Source organism: Litoreibacter sp., from assembly GCF_058136045.1.
The window spans coordinates 294,123-312,940 of sequence record NZ_JBYVDD010000008.1; the positions used below are offsets into that span (position 1 = coordinate 294,123).

The 18,818-nt window shown below is 55.5% G+C and carries 26 protein-coding genes, 1 tRNA gene and 1 other RNA gene; 10 read left to right on the forward strand and 18 right to left on the reverse strand.

The genetic code is table 11. From position 1 onward, the window contains the following. Positions 1-3: 3 nt before the first annotated feature. Together AC3Y7R_RS13545 and nusB are read left to right on the forward strand one after the other, a co-directional pair. On the forward strand, positions 4-540 hold the full coding sequence (locus AC3Y7R_RS13545; RefSeq protein WP_490042581.1) for a 6,7-dimethyl-8-ribityllumazine synthase: 537 nt from the start codon (positions 4-6) through the stop codon (positions 538-540). Beyond that, a complete protein-coding gene (nusB, locus tag AC3Y7R_RS13550; protein ID WP_490042582.1) occupies positions 537-1,004 on the forward strand; it encodes a transcription antitermination factor NusB in 468 nt (155 codons plus the stop codon). Before AC3Y7R_RS13545 ends, nusB begins: the two co-directional genes overlap by 4 nt. On the opposite strand, the gene AC3Y7R_RS13555 is transcribed toward nusB, so the two are convergent. Next, positions 1,001-2,296: a tetratricopeptide repeat protein gene (locus AC3Y7R_RS13555; protein ID WP_490042583.1), complete on the reverse strand. Its 1,296-nt coding sequence runs from the start codon at positions 2,294-2,296 to the stop codon at positions 1,001-1,003. The two genes, nusB and AC3Y7R_RS13555, sit on opposite strands and share 4 nt — an antisense overlap. A gap of 82 nt (positions 2,297-2,378) precedes the next feature. Continuing rightward, positions 2,379-3,023, reverse strand: a complete 645-nt coding sequence (locus tag AC3Y7R_RS13560; protein WP_490042584.1) for a class I SAM-dependent methyltransferase — start codon at positions 3,021-3,023, stop codon at positions 2,379-2,381. A 47-nt stretch (positions 3,024-3,070) separates the two neighbouring features. Between AC3Y7R_RS13560 and AC3Y7R_RS13565 the strand changes: the two genes are divergently transcribed. After that, positions 3,071-3,955, forward strand: coding sequence for a LysR family transcriptional regulator (locus AC3Y7R_RS13565; RefSeq protein WP_490042585.1), 885 nt, complete (start codon positions 3,071-3,073; stop codon positions 3,953-3,955). Between the two features lie 7 nt (positions 3,956-3,962). Here AC3Y7R_RS13565 and AC3Y7R_RS13570 read toward each other — a convergent pair whose 3' ends face one another. The 4 genes from AC3Y7R_RS13570 to AC3Y7R_RS13585 all read right to left on the reverse strand — a co-directional run bounded on the left by AC3Y7R_RS13570 (position 3,963) and on the right by AC3Y7R_RS13585 (position 6,557). Further along, positions 3,963-4,199 carry a hypothetical protein gene (locus AC3Y7R_RS13570; RefSeq protein ID WP_490042586.1) on the reverse strand — a complete coding sequence of 79 codons (237 nt, stop codon included), beginning with the start codon at positions 4,197-4,199 and terminating at the stop codon, positions 3,963-3,965. A gap of 501 nt (positions 4,200-4,700) precedes the next feature. Beyond that, positions 4,701-5,534 carry a helix-turn-helix domain-containing protein gene (locus AC3Y7R_RS13575; protein ID WP_490042587.1) on the reverse strand — a complete coding sequence of 278 codons (834 nt, stop codon included), beginning with the start codon at positions 5,532-5,534 and terminating at the stop codon, positions 4,701-4,703. Beyond that, entirely contained in the window at positions 5,534-5,680 is a 147-nt protein-coding gene (locus AC3Y7R_RS13580) for a hypothetical protein (protein ID WP_490042816.1), read from the reverse strand. The genes AC3Y7R_RS13575 and AC3Y7R_RS13580 overlap by 1 nt, the downstream gene beginning before the upstream one ends. Before the next feature lie 322 nt (positions 5,681-6,002). Continuing rightward, positions 6,003-6,557, reverse strand: a complete 555-nt coding sequence (locus tag AC3Y7R_RS13585; RefSeq protein ID WP_490042588.1) for a hypothetical protein — start codon at positions 6,555-6,557, stop codon at positions 6,003-6,005. A 274-nt stretch (positions 6,558-6,831) separates the two neighbouring features. Between AC3Y7R_RS13585 and AC3Y7R_RS13590 the strand changes: the two genes are divergently transcribed. Further along, positions 6,832-7,272 (forward strand): hypothetical protein, encoded by a 441-nt coding sequence (locus tag AC3Y7R_RS13590; RefSeq protein ID WP_490042589.1) that lies wholly within the window; start codon positions 6,832-6,834, stop codon positions 7,270-7,272. 379 nt (positions 7,273-7,651) lie between these two features. On the opposite strand, the gene AC3Y7R_RS13595 is transcribed toward AC3Y7R_RS13590, so the two are convergent. Then, the gene (locus AC3Y7R_RS13595) at positions 7,652-7,909 is read right to left on the reverse strand and encodes a hypothetical protein (protein ID WP_490042590.1); all 258 of its coding nucleotides are present in this window, start codon (positions 7,907-7,909) and stop codon (positions 7,652-7,654) included. Positions 7,910-8,070: 161 nt separating this feature from the next. On the opposite strand from AC3Y7R_RS13595, the gene AC3Y7R_RS13600 reads away from it, so the two are divergent. After that, positions 8,071-8,373, forward strand: a complete 303-nt coding sequence (locus AC3Y7R_RS13600) for a hypothetical protein (RefSeq protein WP_490042591.1) — start codon at positions 8,071-8,073, stop codon at positions 8,371-8,373. Positions 8,374-8,375: 2 nt separating this feature from the next. Here AC3Y7R_RS13600 and ssrS read toward each other — a convergent pair. The 6 genes from ssrS to AC3Y7R_RS13630 form a co-directional block, all read right to left on the reverse strand. Next, a non-coding RNA gene (ssrS, locus tag AC3Y7R_RS13605) (6S RNA) lies at positions 8,376-8,534 on the reverse strand. A gap of 71 nt (positions 8,535-8,605) precedes the next feature. Beyond that, positions 8,606-9,022 (reverse strand): SRPBCC family protein, encoded by a 417-nt coding sequence (locus tag AC3Y7R_RS13610; RefSeq protein WP_490042592.1) that lies wholly within the window; start codon positions 9,020-9,022, stop codon positions 8,606-8,608. Next, on the reverse strand, positions 9,015-9,338 hold the full coding sequence (locus AC3Y7R_RS13615) for an ArsR/SmtB family transcription factor (RefSeq protein ID WP_490042593.1): 324 nt from the start codon (positions 9,336-9,338) through the stop codon (positions 9,015-9,017). Before AC3Y7R_RS13615 ends, AC3Y7R_RS13610 begins: the two co-directional genes overlap by 8 nt. Further along, positions 9,335-9,760: a cupin domain-containing protein gene (locus tag AC3Y7R_RS13620; protein ID WP_490042594.1), complete on the reverse strand. Its 426-nt coding sequence runs from the start codon at positions 9,758-9,760 to the stop codon at positions 9,335-9,337. The genes AC3Y7R_RS13615 and AC3Y7R_RS13620 overlap by 4 nt, the downstream gene beginning before the upstream one ends. Positions 9,761-9,869: 109 nt before the next feature. Beyond that, the gene (locus AC3Y7R_RS13625; protein ID WP_490042595.1) at positions 9,870-10,088 is read right to left on the reverse strand and encodes a hypothetical protein; all 219 of its coding nucleotides are present in this window, start codon (positions 10,086-10,088) and stop codon (positions 9,870-9,872) included. Beyond that, a complete protein-coding gene (locus tag AC3Y7R_RS13630; RefSeq protein WP_490042596.1) occupies positions 10,085-10,822 on the reverse strand; it encodes a DUF6502 family protein in 738 nt (245 codons plus the stop codon). Before AC3Y7R_RS13630 ends, AC3Y7R_RS13625 begins: the two co-directional genes overlap by 4 nt. A gap of 81 nt (positions 10,823-10,903) precedes the next feature. Here AC3Y7R_RS13630 and AC3Y7R_RS13635 point away from each other — a divergent pair, with 81 nt between their 5' ends. Beyond that, entirely contained in the window at positions 10,904-12,211 is a 1,308-nt protein-coding gene (locus AC3Y7R_RS13635; protein WP_490042597.1) for a vWA domain-containing protein, read from the forward strand. Here AC3Y7R_RS13635 and AC3Y7R_RS13640 read toward each other — a convergent pair. Further along, positions 12,208-12,402, reverse strand: coding sequence for a DUF6324 family protein (locus tag AC3Y7R_RS13640; protein WP_490042598.1), 195 nt, complete (start codon positions 12,400-12,402; stop codon positions 12,208-12,210). The genes AC3Y7R_RS13635 and AC3Y7R_RS13640 overlap by 4 nt on opposite strands. A gap of 93 nt (positions 12,403-12,495) precedes the next feature. On the opposite strand from AC3Y7R_RS13640, the gene AC3Y7R_RS13645 reads away from it, so the two are divergent. Then, positions 12,496-13,017, forward strand: coding sequence for a GNAT family N-acetyltransferase (locus AC3Y7R_RS13645; protein WP_490042599.1), 522 nt, complete (start codon positions 12,496-12,498; stop codon positions 13,015-13,017). 64 nt (positions 13,018-13,081) lie between these two features. Further along, positions 13,082-13,158, forward strand: a tRNA-His gene (locus tag AC3Y7R_RS13650). 42 nt (positions 13,159-13,200) lie between these two features. On the opposite strand, the gene AC3Y7R_RS13655 is transcribed toward AC3Y7R_RS13650, so the two are convergent. From AC3Y7R_RS13655 to AC3Y7R_RS13670, 4 genes are all read right to left on the reverse strand, one after another. Next, complete coding sequence (locus tag AC3Y7R_RS13655) at positions 13,201-13,776, reverse strand: hypothetical protein (protein ID WP_490042600.1); 576 nt, start codon at positions 13,774-13,776, stop codon at positions 13,201-13,203. A gap of 103 nt (positions 13,777-13,879) precedes the next feature. Then, entirely contained in the window at positions 13,880-14,716 is an 837-nt protein-coding gene (locus tag AC3Y7R_RS13660; protein WP_490042601.1) for a hypothetical protein, read from the reverse strand. 1 nt (position 14,717) lies between these two features. Continuing rightward, complete coding sequence (locus tag AC3Y7R_RS13665) at positions 14,718-16,199, reverse strand: DUF4123 domain-containing protein (protein ID WP_490042602.1); 1,482 nt, start codon at positions 16,197-16,199, stop codon at positions 14,718-14,720. Positions 16,200-16,322: 123 nt separating this feature from the next. Next, positions 16,323-16,637, reverse strand: a complete 315-nt coding sequence (locus tag AC3Y7R_RS13670; RefSeq protein ID WP_490042603.1) for a DUF6476 family protein — start codon at positions 16,635-16,637, stop codon at positions 16,323-16,325. On the opposite strand from AC3Y7R_RS13670, the gene AC3Y7R_RS13675 reads away from it, so the two are divergent. Both AC3Y7R_RS13675 and rpoH read left to right on the forward strand, forming a co-directional pair. Further along, positions 16,636-17,658 (forward strand): RluA family pseudouridine synthase, encoded by a 1,023-nt coding sequence (locus AC3Y7R_RS13675; protein WP_490042604.1) that lies wholly within the window; start codon positions 16,636-16,638, stop codon positions 17,656-17,658. The two genes, AC3Y7R_RS13670 and AC3Y7R_RS13675, sit on opposite strands and share 2 nt — an antisense overlap. 179 nt (positions 17,659-17,837) lie before the next feature. After that, positions 17,838-18,734: an RNA polymerase sigma factor RpoH gene (gene rpoH / locus AC3Y7R_RS13680; protein WP_490042605.1), complete on the forward strand. Its 897-nt coding sequence runs from the start codon at positions 17,838-17,840 to the stop codon at positions 18,732-18,734. Positions 18,735-18,818 lie beyond the last annotated feature (84 nt).

An 18,818-nucleotide genomic window follows, 5' to 3' on the forward strand; every position in this document is an offset into this window, starting at 1 on the left:
CCTATGGCCGCCGCCGAACAACACCACATTCTGGATATGCCAAAATTTACCAAACCGGTGAAGCTGGCCATTATCGTGTCGCCTTATTATAAAAATATCGCTGATGATCTGGTGGCCGGTGCCAAGGCTGCCGCTGAGCAAGCTGGTGCCACATATGACGTGCTTGAGGTGCCCGGCGCGCTGGAAATTCCGCAAGCTCTCCGCATTGCGTTCAGCCAGTCCAATTTCGATGGGTTCGTGGCGTTGGGCTGCATCATTCGCGGCGAGACCACGCATTATGATACGGTGTGCAATGACAGCTCGCACGCGCTGATGTTGCTTGGTCTGCAAGGTGCGAATATTGGCAATGGTATCCTGACCGTGGAAAATCGCGCGCAGGCCGAGGTCCGCGCGGACCCTACGGATCAAAACAAAGGCGGCGGAGCGGCGCAAGCGGCCTTGCATTTGATTGCATTGCAGCGCAAATACGGCGCTTCGCAATCGGGCGTGGGATTCTTGCCGCGTTCAACAGATGATGATGGAAGTTTTCAGATCGCATGACTGTCTCAGGTAACAAAATGCGCACCATGCGCTCTGCCGCGCGGCTTTACGCCGTGCAAGCCCTGTTCCAGATGGAGCACAGCGACCATAGCATCGACAAGGTGCGCGAGCAGTTCGAGGACCACCGTTTTGGCGAGGTGTTCGACACCTACGAGATGAACGAGGGCGACCCGAAAACCTTCCGTGCGTTGCTTGAGGGCGCGGTGTCCGAGCAGTCCCAGATTGACCAGATGACCGACCGCGCGCTGGCTGCCAATTGGCCGATTGATCGCATCGACCCGACCCTGCGCGCGCTGTTTCGTGCAGCCGGTGCCGAGCTAGTGGCGAAGAAAACCCCGCCCAAAGTGGTGATCGTGGAGTTCGTGGACGTGGCCAAAGCCTTCTTCCCAGACGGCAAAGAGCCCAAATTCGTCAACGCCGTGCTCGACCACATGGCCCGAGAAGCCCAGCCCGACGCATTCTAAGAGGCGCCTGCGGCGGCTTTCATCACATCCAATGAGTTTTGCGTGTCGATCGTGTCGGGGTGATCGCCCCCCAACGCCGTTGTGTAAATACGCAGCGCAGTTTTCATCAACGGTATGGCTTGGCTAAATTGTCCTTGTTCCGCATAATTTACGGCGAGGTTGTTGAGGTTTGCTCCATAGTCCGGATGGGCCTCGCCTACTGCGTATTTGGTGATCTGCATGGATTGCCGAAATAATACCTCTGCCTCGTCAAAGTGCCTTGTACTCCGGAGCACTCCTGCGAGATTGTTGAGTCTTGTTCCATAATCCAGATGCATTTCGCCCACCGCGTCCTTGGTGATTTGCATGGACTGCCGAAACAATATCTCCGCCTCGTCAAGGCGCCCCGTGGCCCAGAGTACCCCCGCGAGATTATTTAGGCTTTTGCCATAGTCCGGATGCGCTTCGCCCAATGCGTCCTTGGCGATTTTTATTACCTGACGGTGCAGCGCCTCTGCCTCGTCGAAACGCCCAAGGAAGTATAGCGTTAGCCCTTGATCTGACAGCATCGCCCCGTATGCCACCTTGTCGTCCAAGTTACGTCCCAGCTTCAACGCCTGTGCACCCAAAGTTAGCGCCGTGTCATAATCCCCACTCCGTCGCGCAAATTCTGCGGCCTTGCGCAAATGCTCAAAGTTGCCTTCCAGCCGTGCGGCCCTCCCATAGTGTTCCGCCGCATCCAGCCAGCGCACCTCGGCTTCGGCGATTTCGCCGCGCCCAAAGGCGGCGCGGGCGGTGGCTTGGACGGCCATGGCTTGCTTGGCCTCAATACTGGAAAATATCTCATCGGCGACGGAGTAATCTCCGGCCTCTAGCGCTGTTTTGGCTTCGGCCAGTCTATCGCCGCCGACCTCGTTACCGGCGCGGTCTAGCAGGGCCTCTAGATCACGGATGCGCTTTTGGGCTTCCTCCAGCGCGACCTCTGGTGCGGCCAGTCGGGCATTCACCGCGTCCAGTTGGGCTTGTAGCTGCGCGCGGTCCTCGGCGTGGGCTTGTTTTAGCTCTGCGGTGATCTTGTCGTGGAGCTTGAGTTGCCTTGCCTCAAACTGGTCCATCGTCATATGGGCCATGGCTTCAGGCGGGGTTGCCATTGCTGGTACAAGCGCTTCTGGGTTTATGTTTTCCACTTTGTCGGGGCGTTTAAACCAGCTCTTAAGCCATGCCAAGAGACCGCCCATAAAGCCTGTAATTCCAAGCGCCGCGCCTATGCCTGCCGCTTCCGCCTCTAAGAATGCCCAAATAACCTCGATCAAACCAGCCCCCCGAAATACCCCTATGTTTAAGAGTATCTCGGATCACGGGAGGGCGGACAATCCCTGTGGGCGTGAAAAGGGGTTAGGTCTTGCGCGCGACGATATAGCGGCTGCCATAGTCCTCGGCTTCGATGATCTCAAATCCGGCTTGCGTGATGCTGTGCTCAAGCTCGGGCGCAGAGATGTAGAGGACCGGAGGGGCCTTGCCAAACTTCTGCATGACCCAGATCATTGGCCCAAAGAGCCATTTCTTACTGGCCAAACAGGGCGTTTTGGAAATGAGCAGGCCAGCGGGGCCGATCATGGTATGTATGTGAGCCAGAGTGGCTGCGAGGTCGTCCACAAGGTGCAACAGATTGAAGGCAAGCACGGCGTCGTAAGGGGCATCGGGGGCTGTGTCATCGGCAGTGGCTTGGATGAAGTCCAGATTAGGATGATCCGCCTCGGCCAGCTTGCGGTTGGCAATTGTGATCATGGTGCCTGACATGTCGGACCCTGTGTACTGCGCGACCTCAGGGGCGAGCAGTAAGGCGGTGGAGCCAGTGCCGCACCCGAGTTCCAACACCTGATCTTTTGCCTTCAGGTGGCTGCGGGTTCGCTCTAGCGAGAGGTGGTAGTTTTCAGGGTCGCGGATGGGGTGCTTGGCGTATTTTTCAGCGAGTTTATCCCAGAACTTTGCTGATGCATGATGATGTTCCTTTTCTGGAAGATGGCTACCTATACGCATAAGGTATAGAAATTGCTTAAATTTGCAGGTGTTATATACATATATGCATGAATTGGGCTGCAACATCATTTGACTGGAACCATGTTCGGGCCTTCCTTGCCACTGTGGAGGAAGGATCCCTGTCGGCTGCCGCACGGGCCACAGGGCAAACTCAGCCGACTTTGGGCAGACAAGTGGCTGCCCTGGAGCAAGCCATCGGTGTGACATTATTCGAGCGGGTCGGCCGTTCGCTTAAACTGACGAGTTCGGGTGCGCAGCTTGTGGATCATGTGCGTGCCATGGGCGAAGCGGCCAGCCGCATTTCATTGGTAGCATCAGGGCAGTCGCAAAGTATTGAGGGCTTGGTGCGCATCAGCGCCAGCGATGTCTCCGCAACCTACCAGATGCCGCGCATAATTGCGCAACTGCGTGATGTGGCTCCGGGCATCGAGATCGAGGTGGTGGCCTCCAACAGTATCTCGGATTTGCAGCGCCGTGAGGCTGATATTGCCCTGCGCCATGTGCGCCCGGATCAACCCGAGCTGATTGCGCGTAAGATGCGCGACAACACAGCCCACCTTTACGCCACGCCCGACTATCTGGATCAGGTCGGGGCCCCAAAATCGCTTGAGGATTTGCAGCGGTTTAACTTCATCGCCTATGGCAAGCCTGATGAAATGTTGCCCCACTTCGATGCCATGGGGGTGGTGCTGTCGCGTGACAATATCCGCTATCACTCGGAGAACGGCGTGGCAGGCTGGCAAATGATCTGCCACGGGCTTGGCCTTGGGGTGATGTCTGCGGAGGTTGCCCAGCTATGCCCAGAGGTGGTGCGCGTGTTGCCGGATTTAGTGTCCGTGACCTTCCCGACATGGCTGGTGAGCCACCGGGAATTGCTGACCAGCCCCCGTATGCGATTGGTGTTTGACGTGTTGGCCGACGCGTTGAGTTAGCAGCGTTTCATGACCCGCAGATGCCACGCACCACGGCGCGACGGGTGGTGTCGAGCACGCCTATGTGCTGGACCTCGTTTGTTGTGATGCGCACCTCTGTGCCTGCGATCTCATTGCCCGATACGTGGGATTGCCCAAAGTCGCCGTGGCGCAGCACGTCATCAACGTCGATCACAAAGCGCACCTCGGCCCCGTCCGGCCAGTTTGGAATCCGTAGGGCTAGTCGCCCCGCGCCATCATCCACCTTGGCCGAGTGTGACGCGCGGCGAATTTTGGCAGTAATTTTGGCTGGGTTTGACAGTTCATTTCTGCCTAAAAGCCCAGTAAATGCTACGATTTTGCCAAATCAAACGTTCAACTTTATTCCGGCTATTTGACGGTATTATTGTCATAAGTAGGCCAAGCTGACACTATCTTTTTCCAAAGACGAATTTCCTAAGATGGTGTTGAACTATTTGAACTCTATTAGTTTTTATAATTTCTAATATGATAAAGACACTCTCAGAACGCTTGAAAAGCGCTCACCAAGTTGAACATTATTTGAGAAAGGTTCAACTTAGCATCTATCTCTTAAAACGCCCGCCACGACTAGGTGACGCTAAGTATCAGAGGTTTTGTATCGTTATAGAAGTTGAACCGTTGTTCCTGATACCTTGCAGGCAGCTTGAATATTGATTTCTTGCCGGTTTCTTGATCCTCTGCGATATGCCGCCACTCTGTCGCATTAGAGCAGCGGCACTGACGGTCAAAGCTTAATGTTGAGGTTTGAGCCTAGAAGGCGCACTATGTCTCTCTTTAGCCCCGCATCGGCTGGGTAAAAGCTTTCAATTGCATCACCAAGCATAACAAGCTTTGCTGCAAGGGCCTTGCCAGTATTGGCAGGGATTTCAAAAGCAAGAAGCTCAAGTGCATGGCGCATCTGATAGAGCGCATCCCCCTCCTTGTCAGTCATTCCCGTTACATCAGAGGTAACAAGATTTGCTTGCCATTGAGCAAGTATCTCAAGAATACGTTCTTCATCGCGTTTTGCATGAAGCGCCAATTTTGCATCTCTTGTTAGGCTCTTCCCAAGAGCTTCGGTAGGGCGACGATCTGTCGTAACGATAAGGTATTTGATCGCGATATCCGCACTAGACTGAGCGCGTATCTTTGACGCTGCTTCTTCGATCTGTGCCATCACTTGGTGATATGGCTTGGCTGCCTCATCAGATACCATAGGGTCGCTTGATTGGAGTCTTGCGTGGTTCCAAAGCCCGAAAAGTTGCGGTAAATCAGGTGCGTATTGAGGTTTGTTCCTGGGTGAGTGCCTACCTTCGCTTGTACCAAGCAACAACCAATCCGTGCTGCAATCTAGTGCACGAGCGATTTTGACAATCATTTCGGTATGAGGAATTAAATCCCCACTTTCGAATTCACGCATCTCGTCTACATCGATGCCAATAAGCTCAGCCAACTCAGCCAACTCAGCCAAAGTAATCTGCGCGTATTCGCGTGTTTCCACTAAGCGCGGGCCTAACGTTTCAACCAAAAATGGGGTCCAAATATTGGCGGCGTCAAATATTGTTTCCTGAAAGGTCATTACACGTCTCCTGCAATACGCTGCCATGCAGCTCTAATGTTTGTTGCACTGATTTCTTGATCCATGCCCTGAGCAATCATTGTTGCCATCCGCAAGGTTTGGGTAACGCCACGCAAGCCATCAGGTAGTGCTCCAATGGTCCGCAGTTCTGTGTCTTGCGGTCATGGCGTACTTGCGCGCTTTCACAATCGGGGCAGGTTATGTGAGTAGGATCGCCAACAGATACACGCTGGATTGCAGCGTGGCCCCGCACTACGGGGTTGCTGTCGATCTCCTCAAAGGTTCGGTATTTGTGGCTGCACCCATCGCACTTGCGATAGCGGATTTTGACTGCACCCAATGGCTTGGATGCGTAGGTTTTCCCGTATTTCCCACAGATAGGACAGTCCAAACTTTCAACTCCACTTGATCGGTTGACCAAAGGAATGACACGGCGCTTAATGGTTTCAAACAAAAGTAGGTTTAGAACTAAACTTCCGTTATTTTTCTGATACTTGACTGCGTTTTTGGCTGCTGGATTTGAGCAATCCACGGCATTACCCTATGGCCGATACTGTGCTCTGCAATCTCCAGATTTTGTGGCTGATCGGTGTCTGCATCGCCCCCATGTGGTGTCTTGATGGTAAAGCGATGATTGCAACTATTGCAGATGTAGCGCCTACTCACATGCGCCTTTGCTGGAATGGTGAATTTGACGGTGGGAAAGGCCTTACATTCTGGGCAGGTTGTTCTTTTGGCCTTTGCTTTCTTTGCCAGTGCTACTCCGATGGGATCGCAATCACGGCTTACAAAGCACACACCAAAGTTGCACGATTGGCAGATGTGCTGACGCCGGACAATTCCGCCATTGCTGCCCTTGCCAACGGCTTTTGTTTCGCCGTTACACTGAGGACACTTTGCATCACCAGTTGAAGGCGCTTCAAATTCCGGCCAGCGTTCATAGCTGCGCAATTTCTGTCCAGCGTCGATTTCTTCAAATGTTTTGAACTTGTGACCGCATCCCGTGCATTTTCGATAGCGCAAGCGGGTCGCACCATAACAACGGGTGCCATAAGTATCGCTATGCTTGGAACAAATTGGACACTGCACAACACACCCCTTCACTTTGGTTCGGGGTAAGTGTCTCAGCTATTTGAACGCCAATAAATCAAGCATTGTCAATGGTATGGACAATTATAGATTATATATGCTTGCCAAACCATAGACCCAAAGTTTTACAAAAAAATTCACGATTGGGAAGCGGTGGTATCGTGTTAAGTGCCCCTGAATGTCTTGTGATTTGAAGAGGAAATAAGCGTTGGACTTACACATCAAGGCCCAATTCAAAGAGACTGCACGGCGGCTGGTGTCGCGTGATCGCAGCGCAATCAAGAACGGATTTTCAAACAATCTACCAGGCGACATAGCAACAGCACTTGTGGCAGCTTATAAGTTAGGACTGGAACATGCGGAAAACCCACCTGAGCCACCTAAGCCTTTGATCCACGGTGATGCTCTAATTTGGGAAACCGTCCCAGCCACATCTCGCAACGTTCTATCGGCATTGACGTATTCCTACAGTGCGCAATTTCAAACGCCCACATTCCAATCGGCACAACTCGCTCCCTATGTAGATGACACCACCAAACGGGAACGCTGGCTCAAGGTTGATCGTGATGGCAAGGCAACAGCCAGTAATCGCAGCTTTGCGCAAAAAAGGTATCGGTCCATTGGTGCGCCTTGGCTTATTGGCGGTTGATTTGGCTCAGGGCGGGCGACTTTCTCTCACATCAAAAGGTGATGCAACGTGCCGTGAGTATTGGTTGCGCTCAGATCGCAACGACCCAACCTTGCCAATTCAAAGCATGCGCGGTTGATCGTTTTGTGATTTTGCCCCGAACCATCTCACTATCAGACCGCAAATCCAGCAATATCAATGGAATTACTGGATTTGCAAAAACCTTAGTTCCGGTTTTGGCCCTTAACGGCAAACTATAGCACTAATTCAAACGTTTAGTTGGCCAGTATCCGGCCTATCGAGTTACTTATATCACTTTGATCTATTAGGAAGAGGCTCAATGTCCCAGCCTATTCACTGCCAATTTACTTCCCTAATTACTGCCAAACCCTCCCTCGCATTACACCGAGGCAACCTTGCCGCTGGTGGTCTCGAAGGGCTGGAAAACATCAACGCCGTCGCCGCCCGGCTCTGTATCAAAGAACAGCCCGCCAGCACTGCCAGACAGGTCTAGCACCACATTGGTTTTGCCCAACTCGCAACCCGTGTTGGTCATGGTGAACACATCCGCGGGGCTGCCTTCGGTGAACTGCACTTCGATTTGAGCCATAGCGGGCAGGGGAAGCAGAAGGGCCAAAAGAAAGAGAAGGGCGGTCATTGCAGGCTCCTGACGGGGTGGGGTGCGGGTCTGTGTTGCCCGTCTATATAGCCGTCTGTATAGCCTAATCGGCGAAAAATAGCGTATGTCTTGGTCATATCTGCGTGAAGGGCGTAGACTAGGCGCGACTCAACACATGTGCCCATGGAAGGTCCGCTCCGATGCCCAAGCTTATTAGATTTTTGCTGCGCAATGCCCTTGGCGGCGCATTGGTTGGCGTTTGTTTTTCAGCGCTGTTGATTGGCTCAAACGTCGCGGGGTTGCGCCATTTGGTGTTGGAAACGGCAGATGGGCCACTGGCCGCAGTCGTGATGACGGTGTTTTTTATTATCACTTTCGCGTCGGTCCAGATGGGACGTGCAATCATGGCAATGGGTGAGCCTGAGGATGACGACGACCGCGGCCTGCGTGATCCGGTGATGATCGGGGAGTTAATTCCGGTGCGCGTGGATGCAAAGCGTTAAGTGACGGAACCGCAGCAACCGTGGGAGAACTTATTCCCGCAGACCTGTATGTACAGGTGGGTGCCAGGTAAATAGACCAGGGCCTAGACAGAGCCAGCTCCCGAGGAAATGCTTAAGGCAGCTGGAATGTAGTCTCCATAATACGAGTAGAGCAGAACCGTCCCCTCAGATGTAGGCGCTGCGCCCTTGCAACACAAGGTGCGGGTGGGCGCAGCGGTGGTCTTTGTTGACTTTATTCGGCGTGGGCATCCGCGCGCATACGGCCCAGATGCTCGTCCCAGCCTTTATCAAGCGCCAGTAGCAGCCCGAATGCATCTTCGCCTTGCGGCAGGCCGGAGTGTTCCAGCGACAGACGGGTGCCGCCCGCAACCTCTTCTAAAGTCCAGCGTACGGTGCTTGTGGCATCGCCCATTGGCGCGATGGTGAACGTGTATTCCAGCACGTCATGGGGCGCGGCCTGCGTGACAGTGCCCCACATCATCTTGTCGCCGCTTTGCGCGCCGTACATCGCGTAGTCTTCGCCGTCGCTTAGCGCGGTTTTGGGCTTGTGGAACCATATGGCCAGCTTTTCCGGGTCAGTCAGGTAAGCCCAAACTGTGGGTTTACTGGCTTTGAGAAATATGGATTTACGCAGAGTGTTATCAGTCATGGGGTTGGTCCTGTTCAATTGCGGATTTCAGATCAGAGAGGCGGTCGTCCCAGAATTGCTCGAAGAAGGTGAGCCAGTCCCGGACGGGGGCGAAGCCCTCGGGGTTCAGGGTATTCACGCGCTCGCGGCCACGTGGGCGGATGGTGATTAACCCGCCATCGCTGAGCACGGTAAGGTGCTTTTTGACCGCAGCGCGGGTCATATCAAAGTTGTCGCTAACTTGGGCGATGGTCATCTCACTGGCTGCGAGTTGGCGCAGAATTTGGCGACGCGTCGGGTCGGCCAGCGCCTTGAAGGTGGATTGCGTGGGGGTCATTGTTGCACCACTGGCAAGAAGTCGAATTTGCCGTCTTGGTAGAGGAATGTCACGCAAGGGGCGTCTGAAATGCACGACGATACATGGGCTAAGTCTTTGGGAATTTTGTAGAAAGCGCCCTTTTCCAAGGCAACGGCTTTGGCGGTTGAGCCGTCGGGCACATGGGTCATTGTCCCCTCCAACACCAACCCGAACATGTTGGATGTCTTGGTGTGGGTGGGGCTAACGAGACCGGCGGGCAGGCGGACCATCGCCATGTAGGCACCTTCAAAGCGGTCGCCCTCAATTGGGGCGAATGCCACGCCCTCGGGGGTGGTGGTCCAATCGAGTTCGGGTTGGGGCAGGGTCGTGATCAAAGGCGCGGCGGTGGCGGCGAGCGGGCAAAGTAGTGCTGCCGTAAGCGAGAGGAGAGTTTGGCGCATGGGGATATTCCTATCAATGAGAAACCATTTGGTATCATTTATATATGAAGCCAAATGGTATCAGGTCAAGAGATATCTTTTGCTATCGCAGCCGTAAGAACATGTTGCACTAGTCGGCAGTACACCCTGTGCCGCCAAAGCCGTCATCTTCACCAATGTCGCCGGGTGCGCAGGGGGAGATCTTCGCGCTGGCCACCGGTGCCGCGGCTTCGGCGCTTACTGCTGGCTCTTCCAGTGGGGCCTTGGCCAGACCGGCGTCCTCAAGGGGCGCAGTGCAGCCTGATAGCAGCAGTGCAATCCCAAAACTCGCCGTCGCAAACCGCCTCATGATGCATCCTCTTGGTAGAAATATCCGCCTGCGCGGAACCTGACGGGCGGAGCGTCTGATGGCAAGGCTTTCATCGCGGCGGCTTCCTTGTTTAGGGCCTCAAGCAAGGCGACTTGGCCCTCGTTATATTGCTCTTCAAGCTGGGAAACCTGCGCGGGAGAGAGCGCGCCGTAATGCACCGCCCGCTCGAAAAAGGGGGGGGCGGAGGTGGAGGTCACATTAAAGGTCGCGGCGCTCAGGTGGTCGCCGATATTGCGCGCGAGATAGGCCATTTGGTCCTCAGATCCGGCGAGTGGCTGGTAGGATGGCTCTTGCAACGTGACCGTTTCGCCCTCGACCTCAATTGTGCCGGCTGCCAGCAAAGTGTCGAGCATCGTGCGCGGGTGAACGTCGCGCCGCACCTCCCATGCCAGCGCTTCAAAGGAAGGTGGCAGGCCGCTTTTTGGTATTGGTTTGCCCAAGTAGGCGGCGTCTGTCTGCCATAGAGAAACGAGGCGCGACAGGTGCGTCAGGCGGGGCTCTTGCGGCTGGAAATCACGCAGGCGGGCCACATCGCGGCGCTGCAATCCAGTCATAACAGACAGGCGGCTGTCGGTGGGTTTGTCGGCGCAGGCAATGCGCGCGGCCTCAACGTAATAGGCTTTCAGGCGCTCCGCAAAATCAGGGAACGGGATGCCCAGAGCCACCATCAGGCGGGCGAGCGGGGCGAGGAGGGCGTCGAGTAAATCCAGCATATGTGTAATATGCACATTTTGGTTGACTCGGCAACAGATTTTAAAATATGTGTAAAAAGCACATTTATTTGGAGATCCAGAATGACCCGTACTTCAGTGACCCGTTTTGCCTTGTTGTCCTCAGTGTTTCTGGCGGCATGCGATATGCCTGCGACGACTTACAAAGCCATGCCGGAAGCCGCTAGCATCGAGAGCGTGGCGGATATGACGCCGCCGCCCGAGGGCCGTATCATCGGTACTATTGTGGCCCCTTTGCCTGTGCCAATCCCACCGCGCCCGACCCCCTCTAAACCCAACGGTGCGCGGCGTGGGGTGATTACTGCGGGCGATATTGACGATGCGCTGAATTTGGCAGCCTTCACCCGCTATCAGGGCAAGGCGCGTAAGGTGTTAAAACTGCCAATGGCGAACTTGTCTACGCCCGCTCTGGCGCAGCTTCGCGGGGCCGACGGAAAACCTGCGCCGGGGGTGCGGATCACGTTGCGCAAACCCGGAGCGTCACAGCCGTTTTATTCGGGGTATTCTGGCGTTGACGGCATGGTGACGGTGTTTCCCGCCAGCATGGGCGCAGGGCGTTTGCGCGAGGTTGAACTACGCGCGATCCCTGAAGGGCAGGGCGCCCCTGTGGTGCAACGATTGACGGCGGGCAAGCGCGCGCAGGTTAATCTGCCATTTAAGGCCGGGTGGAAGCCCGATTTCCTTGATTTGGCTTTCGTGGTGGATACTACAGGCTCCATGGGGGATGAATTAGCGTGGCTTACCAAAGAGTTGAAAGGCTTGGTTGGGAAAGCGAGGCGTGCGGCACCGGGGGTCGATATTCGCTATGGTTTGGTGGTCTACCGCGATGATGGGGATCAATATGTGGTCAAAAACTACGGATTCACCAAGAAACAATCGCAGATGCAAGGCTGGCTGCGTGCGCAACATGCGGGCGGCGGTGGAGATTACCCCGAGGCAGCGGCCCGCGCACTGAATGCGGGGGCGTCAATGGATTGGCGACGTGGCAAGGGCGAGCGGTTGATGTTCCACATTGCGGATGCTCCGGCGCATGACAATCGGGCGCGGGCCTACCTAGAGGCGGCGCGTAAGGCGGCTGGCAAAGGTGTGCAGGTGTTTGCCTTGGGGGCGAGTGGCGTCGGGCCGGAGGCGGAATATCTGATGCGCCAAGCCGCTGTGCAAACCGGCGGGCGCTACATGTTCCTCACTGACGATAGCGGCGTGGGGCATGGCCATGCGGAGCCAACGGTGTCGTGTTACCGCGTTACGGCTTTATCAGGCTTGGTGAGCCGCGTGCTGCGCTCGGAGCTGTCCGGGCGGCGCATTGAGGCGCCATCCTCGCAAGTGGTTCGGGAGGTTGGCAGCTACCGCAATGGGGTCTGCGTAAACTAGCGCTTCTTGGCAATGGTGCGGGCGGCGGCGATGGCTGCCCGTATCTCCTCGGCGATCTCTTCGGCCTCTTCCGGCTCGAAATCAAATGGCAACTCGACGCCGTTGGCCTCCACATAGATGCGCACCATACCATCGGTGGTGGGGCCGATTTGCAAGTTTCCTGCGATGTCGCTTTCGGAGTTGATACCCATTGGACCCTCTTTTGTGTTGGTCGGCTTTTGTGTTGGCTGGATAGTGGCGTAGCTGTGATACTAAGCTGTGGCAAGGGGGCAGAAGGGGGCGACATGTCAAATAAGGTGATACTTGAGGCGCTGCGTGCAGGCTCGGCCAGGGTCGAGATGCGCGATTTGCAGATTGGTGATGCGGGGTGGATTGCCGCGCGCCATGGCGAATTATACGCGAAGGAAGAAGGCTATGATGCCAGCTTTGAGGCGCTGGTGATGCGCATTCTGGCTGATTTTATAGAGACCCGAGATCCAGCAACTGAACGTGCGTTCATCCCAGTGGTGGGGGAGGTGCGGCTTGGCTCGGTGTTTTGTGTGCGCGATGATGCACAAACCGCGCGGCTGCGGATGTTCTTGCTGGAGCCATGGGCGCGGGGGCTGGGACTGGCCCCCAAGATGCTGGAGGCGGTGATTGAACATGCGCGGGCAACCGGCGCGTCCAAATTGGTGCTCTGGACCCACGCCAGCCATCTGGCCGCATGTCGGCTGTATCAACGCCGCGGCTTTGTGATGACGGGGGAGCAGGCGTCACAGGCCTTTGGGCAGGACACGGTTGATCAAGAGTTCGAACTTTTGCTTTAAGCCGAATTAATCGCTTTAGCGCTCTTGCAATCACGCGCGCCTATGGGTAAATCCCACGAAGTGTGCCGCCTTAGCTCAGTTGGTTAGAGCACTGGTTTGTGGAACCAGGGGTCCCCCGTTCAAGCCGGGGAGGCGGTACCATCCCCCCCCTTAGTCAATTGCCCGTTTAAACGCCGCGCGGTCTCATCCTTCGTCTGGTATGTCGGGCTTGAGGAATATCGTAAGGGGAATGGTAAATGTTGATGTAAGTGATCGCATGCCTTGAGGTGTCTTCGCCGAGAGCGAGGCCTTGAATTTCATGGTAAACTTTCGGTGCGGCCGATTTGCCTCTGGGATCAAAGCGCCGTTGAGGTCCAATCCATCTCTTGCCAAGCGCAGCGGCTCCATCACATAGGTTGGGCCGCCTGTTATGATATGCGCTTGACCCGGCGCGAGTATTTCTTGGGTTGTTTTAACCTTGGACTTGTCAATAGGGCCACCGCGCCGGAACACCTCTTGGGTGGTGGTGGTGCCGTCTGGGAGGCGCTCCATAATCTCGATATTTGCAAAGGCATTGCGCGCGACAGCCCCGTCGGCATGAGAAAGCGTCACGGGGTGAGACCCAGTATTGGTGACCTGAAGTCGCGCCGTGTAATCCCATGGGTTGAAGCTTGTCTTCGGATCGACACAAAGTTGCTCGGACGCGAGGACGTCAAAACGCAGGTCTCCTGCTTGTTTCGTGTCGAGGATAGTCAACTTCATTTCACAAGTTTCAAACATGGCGGGGTCTCCTATTGCGCTGCAACTGCTGAGCGCGAGGGCAAATATTGCCGCAACTGTGGCCTTTTTTAGGGGCAAGCGGGGAGGGAGTATTTTGCATAATTTAGACAACCTTAACAACTGCGCTTGCTCCTTCGGCCAACAAGATACGCTGCACTTCGATGGCAATCCAGTAGAAGTGATACTTGGTATATGTGTTGTTATTGAGCTGCCCCATAACAGTGGGGTTGTCGAAAGCATATGGGCCGGGAGCTGGGGTGCCCTGAGAGGTAAACGTTATGACATGATCTGGGTCGGACGCGCCTTTGATCGTCAGTGTGGGTGCTGTCGTGTTGGGGTGGTCGTAGCTGTATTCATCCATCAATCCGATAGTGTGCCCGGATTCGTGGATCATCGTCCAAGCCAACGGCGCCGTATCGTTTACAAAGGAAATTAGTTGGGTGCCACCGACCGCGTTGCTGAGCAGTTCGGCGGGCGGAGGCGGGGCAGGTGTGCCGTCAGTGACGACTTCAACATGATGACCCGTGGCTACCCATTGGGCATCAAACTGGATGGTGCAGTCCTGTGGTGTGCATCCAGGTTGCTCAATACGAACCTTGTAAGAGCCTGCTTTGGTGTTCCAGGTGGAGAACGCATTGGTTACTGCGGTTTTTACGGCGGCCATGTGAGCAGCGGTGGCGCCGCTGCGTCGGCTCTCCTTCATTTTGCGGATGATTTTGATGGTTCCTGCGCTGGCAGTTCGGTCGATCTCAATGCGGCACTTATTAACGATCCCAAAATCCGGCCCGAACGTCTTGGTGAAATAGGTGCCATCTGCTGTGGTGTTTACATCTCCGTTCGCGGGGCAAGTGCAACAAAGCCCTGTGCCGCCTGTCGTGCCACCGGGCGGGCTTCCGGGTACTCCGCCGTCATTAGGATCGTTTCCACCACATCCACACATATCAGGCGGCTCCTTTAATGAAATCGGCCAGCATCTTACGCCCGCGCTTCATGGCATAATCGGCAATGGCGGGCAGGGCAGGCTCTAGTGTTTCGTGCTCGGCCGCCAACTCGATTGCCCACGGGTAGAGCGGGTCTTCAAAGAATGCATGGCCCATTGTGTAGGAAAACAGCAGCACCATGCCGCGCATTGCGGGGGTGGTGACTTGGCGGTTGTCGCAGTCCAATTCGACCCGGCGCAAAAAACCGGTCATCCTTTCGCCGTCTTCCCTGCTGAGGTGTCCCGTGCCTGAGGTGATAAGTTTGCGGGCGGCATCTGGGGTGAAGTTGTGCCAGCCTGAATGTTTCGCCAAATGTGCCTCAAGTCGGCCAAATAACACCCCCCACGCGCGGAAGGTATCGCGCCCTTCGCCGTAAAGTTGCGCGTAGGTGTCGGGGAAGGCGCGTTCCAGATTGGCGCGGCGCGCCTTGCCGTCCTCGATCAGAATGGTTGTGATGCGCGGCATCCGACCTGATTTGTGAAACCAGCCGCCAAAATAGCTCATCATATAAAGGAGGTAGACGTATTCCTCCTTGAAGGTGAATTCCAGCGCATCGCCCTCGCGCAGCCCGTGATCGACCAATGCATAAAGGTGGTCTTCGGAGAACGGCTTGAAACGCGGCTCGTCCATGCGCAGCAGCCACTCGGCCAATTCTTGGCGAAATTTTGGCCTACGCGCGGAGGCAAAGACAGCGGCATCGCGGGCCTCGAACCGGTAGCTGGGGGGGCGGTTGTCGGGCAGGGACTTTGCGTCAGGGGTGAATATATGCGCTGTGGCCGCGATGGATGAGATCGCGATGGTCCGTTCGACAAGTTTGGCGTTTGCCAGCCGGTAGAACTGCGCCATGCGGTCAGGCCATTGACGGATTGCTTCAAAATACAAGGCGGCCTGCTCGGGGTCGTAGAACCGGAAATATTGCCATGCGGCGCGGTCCTTGTCGGGGATGCCATCCATGCGCACTTTGGTGAACTTGCGAAAATGCGCGCATAGCTCGTCCAAGCTTGCCTCGGATCGTAGATAAATCCCGGCATCCTTGTCCCAATGGGTCCAAGGGGTCGGGGGATCAGTGCGGGTAAACAGCGCGCGGGTGAAGGCATGATCGTCTTCCAGGCGCACAATCCATGGGGCGACATGGGACAACTCCTCAAAGGCGTCGCCGGTGAACAGGCACTGATGCTCAAGACCGGAGTTGGGCAACAACTCAGGCAGGTTGGGAAACTTTGCGGCGTCGAAAATCGCGAAAGTCGCGGGGGTAGCGTCGCCGATGGGGCCAAACAAGGCGGGGGTAAGCGCCGTTGGGGTTGTGTCAGGCTCGGTCGTGTCTGTTTGCGCGTCGAGCGGTGCCAAATCCACGATAATTTCGGTCTTGCCCGATTTGTCGAGCGGGGTATCGTGCTGCGTGGAGGCATCGCTGGCGGCGTGGAGCTGCCAGATATCTTCCATGGGTAAATTCCGAACGTTTAAAACTTCTGCTTAAAATATCCCTCAAGCATGGCGCGCGTCTTCACGTCTGGCAATAAATTTATAGCGTTTGTTTTCAGCGCATTGGCATGATGCACGTTTTACTCACGGGCGTGAGTTGACCGGTATGTCTTGGCGCAGGGCGCCGCTGTCACGGTCAAATATTAAGATATGATCGTCGGATGTGATCACCGCATACCAGCCGGGGGCCTGTGTGAAAGCGGTGGCTTTGGTGCCATCTGGCAGCGTAATATGCGTGGGCAGGGCTAAGTTTGGCGTGCTGCTCTGCATACGGATGACAACCAGTGAAATCAGCACTACAAGGCCCACAATCATTGTGGCGGTCAGAGTCGTAACCAGCCGTCGTAGAAACTTTAAATTGGCGGGCTCTTCCGCCGGTAATTCGGGATTATTATCCATGTCGCCTCAGTCTATCGCGGTCGAGATCACTGACGCCCCGCCTGCGCGCCTTGATAAGGCATTGGCCTTGTTTGCGCCAGTGGAGGCGCAACTTAGCCGCTCGCGTATTGTGAAGTTGATCGCGCAGGGCGCTGTGTCGTTGGACGGTGTGGTGGTGAGCGAGCCGAAAACCAAGTCCCAGTTGGGGCAGGTCTGGGTGATCACGGTGGGCGAGGCCGTGGATTATGACACTGTTGCTGAAGATATACCGCTTGATGTGATCTATGAGGATGATGCGCTGATCGTGGTAAACAAGCCTGCGGGCATGGTGGTGCACCCGGCCCCTGGCTCGCCCAATGGAACCTTGGTCAACGCGCTTTTGCATCATTGTGCCGATAGCCTGTCGGGTATTGGCGGCGAAAAACGCCCCGGTATTGTGCACCGCATTGATAAGGATACTTCGGGGCTTTTGGTGGTTGCCAAGACCGACATCGCGCATCAAGGCCTGGCCAAGCAGTTTGAGAAACACACCGTCGAGCGTCACTATAAGGCGCTGGCTTACGGCGTGCCTGAGGCGTCTGATCCACGGATCAACGGGCTGGCGGGCGTGGCGTTTGAGCAGGGTAATATCGTGCGCATCATTGCCAATCTGGCGCGCCATAAGACGGACCGGCAACGTCAGGCAGTGGTGAAAAATGCGGGGCGTCATGCGATCACGCGCGCGCGGCTTTTGGAACGCTATGGCAAGCCTCCGGTGATCTCGCTGCTGGAATGTTGGCTGGAAACTGGCCGGACGCATCAAATTCGGGTGCATATGGCTTATGTCGGGCACTCCTTGGTGGGGGATCCGACCTATGGTGGGCGGCGGAAACTGGCCAAAAATGCGCTCTCTGAGGCGGCTCAAGAGGCGATTAAAGAGTTCCCGCGACAAGCGCTTCATGCGGCAACCTTGGGCTTTAAACACCCGGTTTCCGGAGAAATGATGCGGTTTGAAGCGCCACTGCCTGCTGATTTCACGGATCTTATAGCGAAAATCAGCTGATTTTCACACGTTTATGTGAATAGTCGTAACATGCCCCTTAAACTGCGGCAAAGGGCTCCCTATATTTAACTTAACGTTAACGACGCACAGGGTATGTGCGCACGGGACGGCTTGATACGGGCGCAACTCGTGCGTAAATTCACAGTCGAAACCGCAAACCTGAATGGGGGGCACTTTAAATGGCTAATTATACAAGTTTACCGGCTCCGAGCCCGACGCAGGGCTTGAACCGCTATATGCAAGAAATCCGCAAGTTTCCAATGTTGGAGCCTGAGCAAGAATACATGCTGGCCAAGCGCTGGGTCGAGGATGAAGACACTGATGCGGCGCATCAGATGGTTACATCTCACCTGCGTCTCGCGGCTAAAATCGCCATGGGCTATCGTGGCTATGGCCTGCCCACGGCTGAAGTTATTTCCGAGGCCAATGTGGGCCTGATGCAGGCCGTCAAAAAGTTTGACCCTGAAAAGGGTTTCCGCCTCGCGACCTATGCGATGTGGTGGATCCGTGCCTCTATCCAAGAATATGTGCTGCGCTCGTGGTCCTTGGTTAAGCTTGGCACGACGTCGGCGCAAAAGAAGCTGTTTTTCAATCTGCGCAAAGCCAAGAACCGCATTGGCGCGTTGGAAGTGGGTGACTTACGCCCCGAAAACGTGACGCGAATTGCCAATGATTTGAACGTGACTGAAAAAGAGGTCATTTCGATGAACCGCCGCATGTCGGGGGGCGATGCTTCGCTGAACGCTGTGGTCTCGGCAGATGGCGAAGGCACGACGCAATGGCAGGATTGGCTTGAGGATGAGAGCGCCGATCAGGCGGGCGATTATGAGGCCAAGGACGAGTTGGAAATCCGCCGTGAATTGCTGGCAGAAGCGATGGAAACCTTGAACGACAGAGAGAAGGACATCCTTGTGCAGCGTCGTTTGCAAGATAAGGCCATAACGCTGGAAACTTTGTCGGGGCAGTATGATGTATCGCGCGAGCGTATTCGCCAAATTGAGGTGCGTGCCTTCGAGAAGTTGCAAGAGCGTATGCGGTCTCTGGCGACAGATAGAGGTCTGTTAGAAACCGCCTAATTTTCGCCAAACTGAAGCGTTATCAAGGGGCCGTGCATTGCGCGGCCCTTTTTGTTTGGCAGCGCGCCGGAGGGGTATGATGAG

Coding starts and splice junctions, on each gene's coding strand:
- AC3Y7R_RS13610 (WP_490042592.1), bottom strand. CDS start 9,022: ATGACTGATAACACTCTGCGTAAATCCATATTTCTCAAAGCCAGTAAA.
- AC3Y7R_RS13625 (WP_490042595.1), bottom strand. CDS start 10,088: ATGAGGCGGTTTGCGACGGCGAGTTTTGGGATTGCACTGCTGCTATCA.
- nusB (WP_490042582.1), top strand. CDS start 537: ATGACTGTCTCAGGTAACAAAATGCGCACCATGCGCTCTGCCGCGCGG.
- AC3Y7R_RS13675 (WP_490042604.1), top strand. CDS start 16,636: ATGTCGCCTCAGTCTATCGCGGTCGAGATCACTGACGCCCCGCCTGCG.
- AC3Y7R_RS13645 (WP_490042599.1), top strand. CDS start 12,496: ATGTCAAATAAGGTGATACTTGAGGCGCTGCGTGCAGGCTCGGCCAGG.
- rpoH (WP_490042605.1), top strand. CDS start 17,838: ATGGCTAATTATACAAGTTTACCGGCTCCGAGCCCGACGCAGGGCTTG.
- AC3Y7R_RS13660 (WP_490042601.1), bottom strand. CDS start 14,716: ATGTGTGGATGTGGTGGAAACGATCCTAATGACGGCGGAGTACCCGGA.
- AC3Y7R_RS13560 (WP_490042584.1), bottom strand. CDS start 3,023: ATGCGTATAGGTAGCCATCTTCCAGAAAAGGAACATCATCATGCATCA.
- AC3Y7R_RS13575 (WP_490042587.1), bottom strand. CDS start 5,534: ATGACCTTTCAGGAAACAATATTTGACGCCGCCAATATTTGGACCCCA.
- AC3Y7R_RS13665 (WP_490042602.1), bottom strand. CDS start 16,199: ATGGAAGATATCTGGCAGCTCCACGCCGCCAGCGATGCCTCCACGCAG.
- AC3Y7R_RS13600 (WP_490042591.1), top strand. CDS start 8,071: ATGCCCAAGCTTATTAGATTTTTGCTGCGCAATGCCCTTGGCGGCGCA.
- AC3Y7R_RS13545 (WP_490042581.1), top strand. CDS start 4: ATGGCCGCCGCCGAACAACACCACATTCTGGATATGCCAAAATTTACC.
- AC3Y7R_RS13655 (WP_490042600.1), bottom strand. CDS start 13,776: ATGTTTGAAACTTGTGAAATGAAGTTGACTATCCTCGACACGAAACAA.
- AC3Y7R_RS13615 (WP_490042593.1), bottom strand. CDS start 9,338: ATGACCCCCACGCAATCCACCTTCAAGGCGCTGGCCGACCCGACGCGT.
- AC3Y7R_RS13595 (WP_490042590.1), bottom strand. CDS start 7,909: ATGACCGCCCTTCTCTTTCTTTTGGCCCTTCTGCTTCCCCTGCCCGCT.
- AC3Y7R_RS13630 (WP_490042596.1), bottom strand. CDS start 10,822: ATGCTGGATTTACTCGACGCCCTCCTCGCCCCGCTCGCCCGCCTGATG.
- AC3Y7R_RS13620 (WP_490042594.1), bottom strand. CDS start 9,760: ATGCGCCAAACTCTCCTCTCGCTTACGGCAGCACTACTTTGCCCGCTC.
- AC3Y7R_RS13565 (WP_490042585.1), top strand. CDS start 3,071: ATGAATTGGGCTGCAACATCATTTGACTGGAACCATGTTCGGGCCTTC.
- AC3Y7R_RS13640 (WP_490042598.1), bottom strand. CDS start 12,402: ATGGGTATCAACTCCGAAAGCGACATCGCAGGAAACTTGCAAATCGGC.
- AC3Y7R_RS13670 (WP_490042603.1), bottom strand. CDS start 16,637: ATGGATAATAATCCCGAATTACCGGCGGAAGAGCCCGCCAATTTAAAG.
- AC3Y7R_RS13635 (WP_490042597.1), top strand. CDS start 10,904: ATGACCCGTACTTCAGTGACCCGTTTTGCCTTGTTGTCCTCAGTGTTT.